The following is an 8,486-nucleotide window of genomic DNA, read 5'->3' as shown; positions in this document are numbered from 1 at the left end:
TCTGGGAACAGGGAACAGGTACGAGTTTCGGTTTTTTTATCTACTTTTTGATTACCCGCAACCTATGCGCGGATTTCTATACATTTTTGGTTAAAAGTACCTACTTGGATACTAGCCTCACAATTAACTGTTAGAATAACTTAGTTTTGTTAACCTCAACAATATACATTAAAGATGACAGATATGACTCAGCAATATCAGATTGGTTTAGTTATCTATCCAGATATGACTCAACTTGATATAACTGGACCTTTTCAAGTGTTCTCATTTATTCCCAATGCTCAGGTGCTAATACTTTGGAAAAACTTAGAACCTGTCTGCAGTCATAATGGTTTGACAATTTTGCCTACTCTCACTTTCGAGCAATGTCCAAATTTAGATGTTCTTTGTATTCCTGGAGGTCCAGGTCAAATTGAAATGATGCAGGATGAGGAGGTTTTACAATTTTTACGAGAGCAGGGAAAAACAGCCAAGTTTGTTACATCAGTTTGTACGGGTTCTCTCATATTAGCTGCTGCTGAATTACTACAGGGTTACCGAGCTGCTTGCCATTGGGCGTTTCGCGACCAGTTAGCAATGCTAGGAGTTGAAGTAGGAACAGAACGAGTTGTTATTGACCGAAACCGCATTACTGGGGGTGGAGCATTGACTTAATCAACGAATAACGATATAATACGTATTTAAGCACACCATTAGACAGGCTGCGCTCAATCTCCATGAAATCCATTAGAACCAAACTCAAATTAAATGATCAACAAGAAACTCTGATGGCACAACACGCAGGTTATAGTAGATGGTGCTACAACTGGGGTTTAAGTTTATGGAATACTGCTTACAGAGATGGTTACAAGCCCAACCCTCGTAAACTCAGAGAGGTTTTTACTAATCACACCAAACCCCTCTACCCCTGGATGAAAAATTTGTCGTCTAAAGTTTATCAATATGCTTTTATAAACTTAGGTGAAGCATTTAAGAGGTTCTTCCAAGGATTGGGTAAACGCCCACGGTTTAAGAAGAAAGGTAAGTCTGATTCATTCACAATTGATAATTGTGGAAAACCCATAGAATTAAATGGATGGAGTCACAAATTACCTTTTATTGGTATGGTTAAAACTTATGAACCAATTGAAGCAACTACTCAAAAAATCACTATTAGTAGACTTGCAGGTGAATGGTATTTAAGTTGCAGCTATGAATTTAGTGCAACTCCCACACCAAAAACTACTGAAGTTGTAGGTGTAGATTTAGGAATTAAGACACTAGCAACACTAAGTACAGGTGAAGTCTTCCAGAGTGTTAAGCCTTACAAAAAAGCGCAAAACAGACTAGCTAAGTTACAACGACAACTGAGTAAGAAAATTAAGCATTCAAGCAATTGGTACAAAGCTGTAGTCAAGGTAGCCAAACAACATAGACGAGTAGCTAACATCCGCAAAGATGCACTTCATAAACTGACAACATATCTAGCCAAAAACCACGGCATTGTTGTGATAGAAGACCTAAATGTATCTGGAATGTTAGCTAACCATAAGTTAGCTAAGTCAATAGCAGACCAAGGATTTTCTGAATTTAGAAGACAGCTTGAATACAAGTGTCCATGGTACGGTTCTGAGTTAGTAATAGTTGATATGTTTTTTCCATCATCAAAAACTTGCTCGAATTGTGGTCATGTTCAAAATATGCCCTTAAATGTAAGAACTTATGACTGCCCTGAATGTGGCTTGTCAATAGACAGAGATTTAAACGCCAGTATTAACTTAAGAAATGCGGTCGGGCAAGACCCGTGAATGCCTGTGGATGAGTAACCGCCGACGGCCTCAGTGGAAGCAGGAAGTAAACATTAAAATGTCACTAATTATGCGGTGCTACCCCGCGGGGTGCGTAAGACGCAAGCGGTCAGACCCCGCGTCGCCGTCAGGCGCAAGGGAATGCTGACCAAGAGAGGGAACGCGCACCAAGAGAGACGTTTTATATCGGTTTTATGAAGCAGTACAACCCTGCACCACCTTTTGATGCTGGTTCCCCAGAAGTAGCAGGAGCAGCTCTAGTTGAGCAAGTGAAAGATTTAGGAAAACCAATATTAGAGGCATCTTTGGCAGCAACTAGAAAAACTGCTTTAGCAATGGGATTTGATGTATGAATTTTTTCTAATTAGGGTTTGCTGATTAAATCTAAAAAACTTATACAGTAACGATTTAAGGCATTTTTTATCAGAGAAAGTACCAGTTTTTTGCTCTCGTGATCTGCAAAAAGTGAGGATTTTAAACAGACAACAGCGGAAAAATTAAGGGATAATTGTTCCAACTACATTGCCTAAGTTCACCATTTCTACTGACTACTACAAAGAGTAAAAATACTTTTTCAGCAAACCCTAATTATTGTCACTATTAGGTAGTTGCTTTTAGAGCAATTCCAATTAATCAATCATACTTAAACTGTCTCCCCTTCTAGCCAATCCTCTTTGAAGGGTAGCAAATTGGGGAGGTCTAAATTGTATACATTACTTAAGTTGACACTAAACCTGCTGCTTGCAATGCTTCCCACACTCTGTTTGAACACTTTTTCGGTGTCAGATTAGCGATCGCTATCCACTGAATTCCTAAAGGTCCGACTTCTGGATCGTCACTACTGAGATTACTTGGTTTTGGTTCCACTGTGCACTGATAAATAATATTTAAAGTATGAAGTAGCTTCCCTTCTCCTTCAGGAAAAAATTTCTCTGCTATTGTCAGCAGTCGTTCTACCTGAAAATTTGTAATTCCTGTTTCTTCTTTTATCTCTCGTGCTAGTCCTTCCATTAGAGTTTCTTGTGGTTGTAAACCTCCTCCTGGTAAGTCCCAACAATTAGGTTCTGGGTCTGTCATTTGATGCAGTAACAGCACTTGATCGTCTGCCACAAATAATCCTAATACTGCTACTCTTAATCTTACTTCTGATTGCATTTTTCCCAATTAATTCTCAACTCAATTTATTTTCCATAGTAAACATTAGGAGAATACTCAAATCTGAATTAGGATTTGCCTAAAAAAACCAAGTTTCTGCGATAAATCCTTGGTTTGAACTATAGACATCTACTCACATAACCGAGTTTGCTTACTTCGCGTCGGTAAGTCCTGTGAATATTAATGTCCAATTTTCAGCTTATACTTCTCTAAAAAGAAAATATAATATTTTTTTATAGTTAATATCAGTTTTGATTTTATGTTATCGCCTTAATAATATAGAAAAATTCTATCATAAAAAAATAAATTAAAAATGATTTATAATAATATAACTCGTGATAATAGTCACTAATTAATATTGATTATTTAGCTTATATTGAATTTTAGAGGATACAGATACAGATGCACAATTACATCCAATCAACCTAAATGGGTAATCCAGTTTTTGCCGTATTGATATACCAAATTTAGGGATGTCACTGTGTCAAATTCAAGTAATAATAAAAGTGTAGGGGGTGAAAATAAAATTACAGCTAGGGGGTGGCCATAATGACTAACTTTGATTGCTTCTACATTTTACTGACAGCTACAATTTACCTGGGACTAATTTATATGGTGTTAAGCTGGATTCCAAATAAAATTAAGAAAACTGGCTAGAATTGTGGGATTAATAGGGTATGGGATCAAGGTAAAGACTTTTTTCTGATAAATGTGAGAAAATAGCGTTGGCGGAGCCTAGCGGCAGCTATATCGCCTCTTAACCCAACCCTCTTCTAAATCAGTAGTTTTTATGAGTATTTTTGACAATACTAAGTAAATTATCTAAGTTAAAATACTGATTATTAGATTACTTAATCGAGTTTGGTTCAGCAATTAACAATTAACAATTACCTTTTCTTTTTAAGAAGAAGATTGACTAAAAGGAAAATTTTTTCTTTTCTCTATCCTAAAAGGTTTACCAATCAAAAGTATTGATTTTCTTGAGTTTTTCTTACATTCTGTTCGTGTAGCGTTTCTGAAGGAAAAGGAAATGGAAATGGAAATGGAGACCTCAGAATTACACACTCGATGCATGAGTTTTTAGCAGCACTAGGATAGCAATTCCCAGGTTTTCGAGATTGCTTCCCTGGTCGCAATGACAATTGTTTAAGATTTCTTATGTGATCTATTATTTAAGTTGTTTGAGAATAAATACTTAGCTAAAAATAAAGAAAAATATAAGGAATTCGCAGATCTGAGTCTATTCAATAGATTAATCAAGTAGAGAATTATTTTTCTGATTTGATATTACTCTTCTCAACCTTAAAATAGTCTTTTAAATCAAGGTTTTCTAGATTAATAGTAATTTTTTCTAATAAGCAAAATATTAATAACTGTAACAAGGGTTGCTTTTTTTGGATGAATAGTATTAATATATAAATAGATTCAAAGATTCAAAAACATTTAACCTGGTTTCAACATGGAATTTGCAACTATAAATTAGTACTTATAAATCCAGATTAAATTAGCTCTTTAGACATCAGGGAGGTGGGCAATGGCCAACGTAACTACAGAACAAACAAATATAGCGATGCAAGTAGTACATAACACTCCTGGGCGTATCCGTTTAAAGGCTTGTAGTAAAAATATTGATATTCCTACCCTCAAAGCAATAGCTCAACAACTACAGCAGCATGAAGGTATCTACGAGGTGAAACTAAATAATAGCACGGGTAGCTTAGTTGTGAGTTTCGATTTCAGCACTATGTCTTTGTCTCGGTTGTGGGAAATATTGAAGGATTTAAACATTGATGAACGCAACCCCGCATTAATATCGCCGACGACAGAAGCAGTAGAAAATAAATTATCACAACCTGTAAATCCTACGATGACATTTACAGCAGATTTAATAAATTCTCTAATTCCTATGACTGCCTGTATGTTGGTTAACCAAAAGTTGGGGATTTCCGGTTGGCGAAGTTTACCAGTTTCCCTAATAACATCGAAGTTGACTAGAGGGGTAATCGAACAGCTAAAACCAGAGTCGGGCGAGTTAACAACAGAGAAAAATTTAACTCCCACTGTTGCACCGTCATTTCAAGTGCTTCATTCTACCCCAGGACGAGTAAGGTTGCGAGTACCGCAGGTTAGTAATGATGTAGACTATGGCCAGAGACTAGAAAAATTAATCTTAAGCACTGATGGAGTGACAAATGTCCGCATTAACAGTTCCGCAGCTTCAGTGGCGATCGCCTATGAATCTCATCTAGATATGCTTCCTCACCTGGCTAAGTTAGTGGAAGAAGCTAATTTAACTACTTCAGTATCTTCACAATAAACTCAAGTAGCATAACTTAAAGAAGCATTACTGGAAATACTCATCACTTAATGTAGGTAAAAGGAGATTTATCATGTCAAGCATACTAAAAACAGTCAAACACACAAATCTATCTACAGTAGTGTTTAGTTTGGGCGCTGTAGTAATAGCACCTATATTAGTTCCTGTAGTTAAACCAGTTGCTAAGGCAACTCTTAAAGGTGGGATAAGACTTTATGAAAAAAGCAAAGCTGCTTTAACTGAAACTGGAGAAATGCTAGAAGACTTGGTAGCTGAAGTCAAAGCCGAAAAAATGACACCCGCACAATCTGTAAAAGTTAATGTAAAGACTACTGAAGAATAACAAGCATATTGTTGGTAAATCTGTTGGCTACAGGGGATTGGCATCCCCTGTTTTTTTTTTGTGTTATTACTGTTTGACATCCTCCCGACGTTACGCTTATGCGACAACGCGGGATTCCCAAACCTCATGTTAGCGTTAGCGTTAGCGACATGAAAAGCGTTAGCGTTAGCGAGAGCTACCGTAGCAAGAGGCAGCTCCTCCGTAGGAGGCTTTGGGTTTCTGCTTAAGACCGCACCTGCCTCCAAGGCCGAACCCTCACGGGGTGACAAGCAGCTCGAAACCATTGTTAGATAAGGGTTTCTTGGATTAAAACTCTGTGGAAAATATGGATTTTTATGTCAATCTTTGATAGTAGCCATCAGTCACATTTTATGGTAGAAAAAGTCGGTCCACTTATATCAATAGACCGACAAAAATGGATTTTTTTTCATTGTATGAGTCAGATTTTAAACAATCTTTGACCAATACTCAAGTCCAAATTTTAAAGATTTTAGTTTGGTTGTTAACTGTTCACAAAACTGTTAAAATAGAAAAACTAGCTGCCTGTTTTCCTTTACCTATTAAATATGAAAGCCGTCGCCGTCACATTCAAAGATTTTTATCATTATTTTCTTTAAGTTTGCCATTGTTTTGGTTTCCTATTATCAAAAAAATTATCAATCAAGAATTTTCTGATGGTAGTCAATTAATTCTAACGATAGATAGAACACAATGGAAAAATAATAATATTTTCGTTATTGCTGTCATATACAAGAAACGAGCATTACCTATTTATTGGCAAGTTTTGAAGAAAAAAGGCTCTACTAATTTAGCCGAGCAAAAGGCGCTTATTAAACCAGTTTTACGGTTATTAAAAAAATATAAATTGGTAGTTATTGGAGACCGGGAATTTCATGGTGTAGAGTTATCTCACTGGCTAAAAGTTAGACCGAGAACTCAAAAAATAAATTTCATATTCTGACAAAAACAAGATACTAACTATAGAAAACCGCATCAAACATATGGACCATTTAAAAATTTACCTGTATCTCCGGGAACAAAAATATTTCTGAGTAACATCAATATTACTCAAAATTAAGGATTTTGACATTTTAATTTAGTTGCTTATTGGAAACGAAAATATAAAAATAAAGTAGAAAAAGAGCCTTGGTACTTGTTGACAAACATTGAAAGCTTAGATGAAGTTATCAAAATTTATCGCTCTCGAATGGGTATTGAAGCTATGTTTAAAGATTGTAAAACTGGTGGATATAATTTGGAGGCAAGTCAAGCGAATACCCAAAGTATAACTAATTTAATCCTACTAATTGCTATTGCTTATACTGCTTCATGTTACCATGGTAAATTAATCAAAAAGTCTGGGTATCGCGCACTACATTTGTAGATTAACAGAGCCTAAACGAAAATATAAAAGACATAGCAATTTTTTGGTAGGAATGCAATTGTAAATTGTGGGTCATGGCTTGGGAATATTTAGTTGAAATTGTTGACATAATGATGAATTTTAATCGGATGAAAAAGTTGAATTATCAAAGGGGATTAAAAGCACTGTCAATGTTAAATAATATTTAATTATTTATACTCAAACTCTTACCATTAATCTAATTATTAAATGGGCATTTAATTGAACAATAGTTCAATATAGGTTAGTGGTGTGGGTGAGCAAAGCTCACCCACACCACCACTAATAATGATTATCATTATCACAAAATCAGTCAATTTTTTACCCTTGTTTATATGCTTTAAAGCCTTATCCCACAATAGCTTTGAGCTGCTTGTCACCCTGTGAGATACATCCCTATTATTCCTCTATCTTCCCATCTGGTCAACCAATTATATATGTTTTTTCTACTGACTTCAAATATTAACTCTAATTCCTTCAAACGAAAATCTCTGATAACTCAAAATTATACATAGAGCTGCTATCTCTAACTTGAGGGGATTTACTTTGTCGAATCATTCTTTCCAATAATTTTCTATTTTCGTTGTTTAATTCCCTGATCAACCTCATAAAAATTTACCATTTTTGTTGTTTTGATACCAGAGTATACCATTATGTTAGATATGTGTAATTAATTTTGTGTACCTGCTTATAAGTTTTTAATAATTTTTGTTATTTTGATGGTTATTTTTGCCATTTTCCCAGAGTAGCATTAATTTGGGGATATGCTATAAGCTAGAGTATCTATGGTCTATGAAACATTCTCAAAATGGGCAATTTATAATTATATTTGTATTTTTTCTTTATCCTGGTATTATGTTTTGGTAATTCGGTAATAGAAGAATTGAATCTTAAGCTTTTTGCATCTACAGAGACATTGCATATAACTCCTTTGAATATAATATTAATTCTGACTAAGGTGACACATTGAGTAAATCACGATAAACTATAAAAGATTAAATTGCCAAAATAATAGTCAAGACATTTATTATGCCAAGAAAAACTCAAAAAACACCTACCTATAATCTTCTATCAGAAGAAAATGCTCTATCATTTTCTTCTGTTCATGCTAGAGTTAATTTTCTCAATGAAAAGCACAAAAAACTTCTGACTCAAATCAAACGTAAAAAAACTGAATTATCTAACCTGACTCAACAGATACAAACCTTGAGTCAAGAAATGTTTAATAAAAGTAGACCGTTTGATGAAAAAATTAATAGCTTGGATCGAGAAGTTCATGCTCTGTTTGAGAAAATTATAAGTAAGAAACGTTTAGGAAAACGTCAAAAGCAAGAAGTTATAGATATTTATCGAACTCTACAATTAACAGGGAGAATTTCTCTAAGACCAGACTTTTTTTCTCAATCATCATCAGCAAATTTTCAAGATAATGTTAGAGATAATTCGGAAGATTCAACGGAGAAATACTTTTTTGAAGAGGAA

General features: G+C 35.0%; 7 protein-coding genes and 2 pseudogenes. 8 read left to right on the top strand and 1 reads right to left on the bottom strand.

Annotated features, from left to right (window positions below):
* Window positions 1-174 precede the first annotated feature (174 nt).
* The 3 genes from F6K22_RS22555 to F6K22_RS22545 all read left to right on the top strand — a co-directional run bounded on the left by F6K22_RS22555 (window position 175) and on the right by F6K22_RS22545 (window position 2,140).
* On the top strand, window positions 175-654 hold the full coding sequence (locus tag F6K22_RS22555) for a DJ-1/PfpI family protein (RefSeq protein WP_293102961.1): 480 nt from the start codon (window positions 175-177) through the stop codon (window positions 652-654).
* 56 nt (window positions 655-710) lie between these two features.
* Window positions 711-1,787, top strand: coding sequence for an RNA-guided endonuclease InsQ/TnpB family protein (locus tag F6K22_RS22550; RefSeq protein WP_293102964.1), 1,077 nt, complete (start codon window positions 711-713; stop codon window positions 1,785-1,787).
* Window positions 1,788-1,981: 194 nt separating this feature from the next.
* Window positions 1,982-2,140 (top strand): hypothetical protein, encoded by a 159-nt coding sequence (locus F6K22_RS22545; protein ID WP_293102959.1) that lies wholly within the window; start codon window positions 1,982-1,984, stop codon window positions 2,138-2,140.
* 364 nt (window positions 2,141-2,504) lie between these two features.
* Here the strand turns inward: F6K22_RS22545 and F6K22_RS22540 are convergent, their stop codons facing one another.
* Window positions 2,505-2,942, bottom strand: a complete 438-nt coding sequence (locus F6K22_RS22540) for an NUDIX domain-containing protein (RefSeq protein WP_293102956.1) — start codon at window positions 2,940-2,942, stop codon at window positions 2,505-2,507.
* A gap of 1,534 nt (window positions 2,943-4,476) precedes the next feature.
* Here F6K22_RS22540 and F6K22_RS22535 point away from each other — a divergent pair.
* The 5 genes and pseudogenes from F6K22_RS22535 to F6K22_RS22510 all read left to right on the top strand — a co-directional run.
* The gene (locus F6K22_RS22535; protein ID WP_293102954.1) at window positions 4,477-5,259 is read left to right on the top strand and encodes an HMA2 domain-containing protein; all 783 of its coding nucleotides are present in this window, start codon (window positions 4,477-4,479) and stop codon (window positions 5,257-5,259) included.
* Between the two features lie 73 nt (window positions 5,260-5,332).
* Window positions 5,333-5,602, top strand: a complete 270-nt coding sequence (locus F6K22_RS22530; protein WP_293102951.1) for a DUF5132 domain-containing protein — start codon at window positions 5,333-5,335, stop codon at window positions 5,600-5,602.
* Window positions 5,603-6,017: 415 nt separating this feature from the next.
* Window positions 6,018-6,563: a hypothetical protein gene (locus tag F6K22_RS22525; RefSeq protein ID WP_293102947.1), complete on the top strand. Its 546-nt coding sequence runs from the start codon at window positions 6,018-6,020 to the stop codon at window positions 6,561-6,563.
* Between the two features lie 156 nt (window positions 6,564-6,719).
* Window positions 6,720-6,986: pseudogene (locus tag F6K22_RS22520) on the top strand (transposase); the annotation flags it as partial.
* A 1,047-nt stretch (window positions 6,987-8,033) separates the two neighbouring features.
* Window positions 8,034-8,486, top strand: a pseudogene (locus F6K22_RS22510) (hypothetical protein); the annotation flags it as partial.

This window comes from Okeania sp. SIO2F4 (assembly GCF_010672385.1).
Lineage (GTDB): Bacteria > Cyanobacteriota > Cyanobacteriia > Cyanobacteriales > Microcoleaceae > Trichodesmium.
This window is presented reverse-complemented; position numbering and strand designations above follow the sequence as displayed.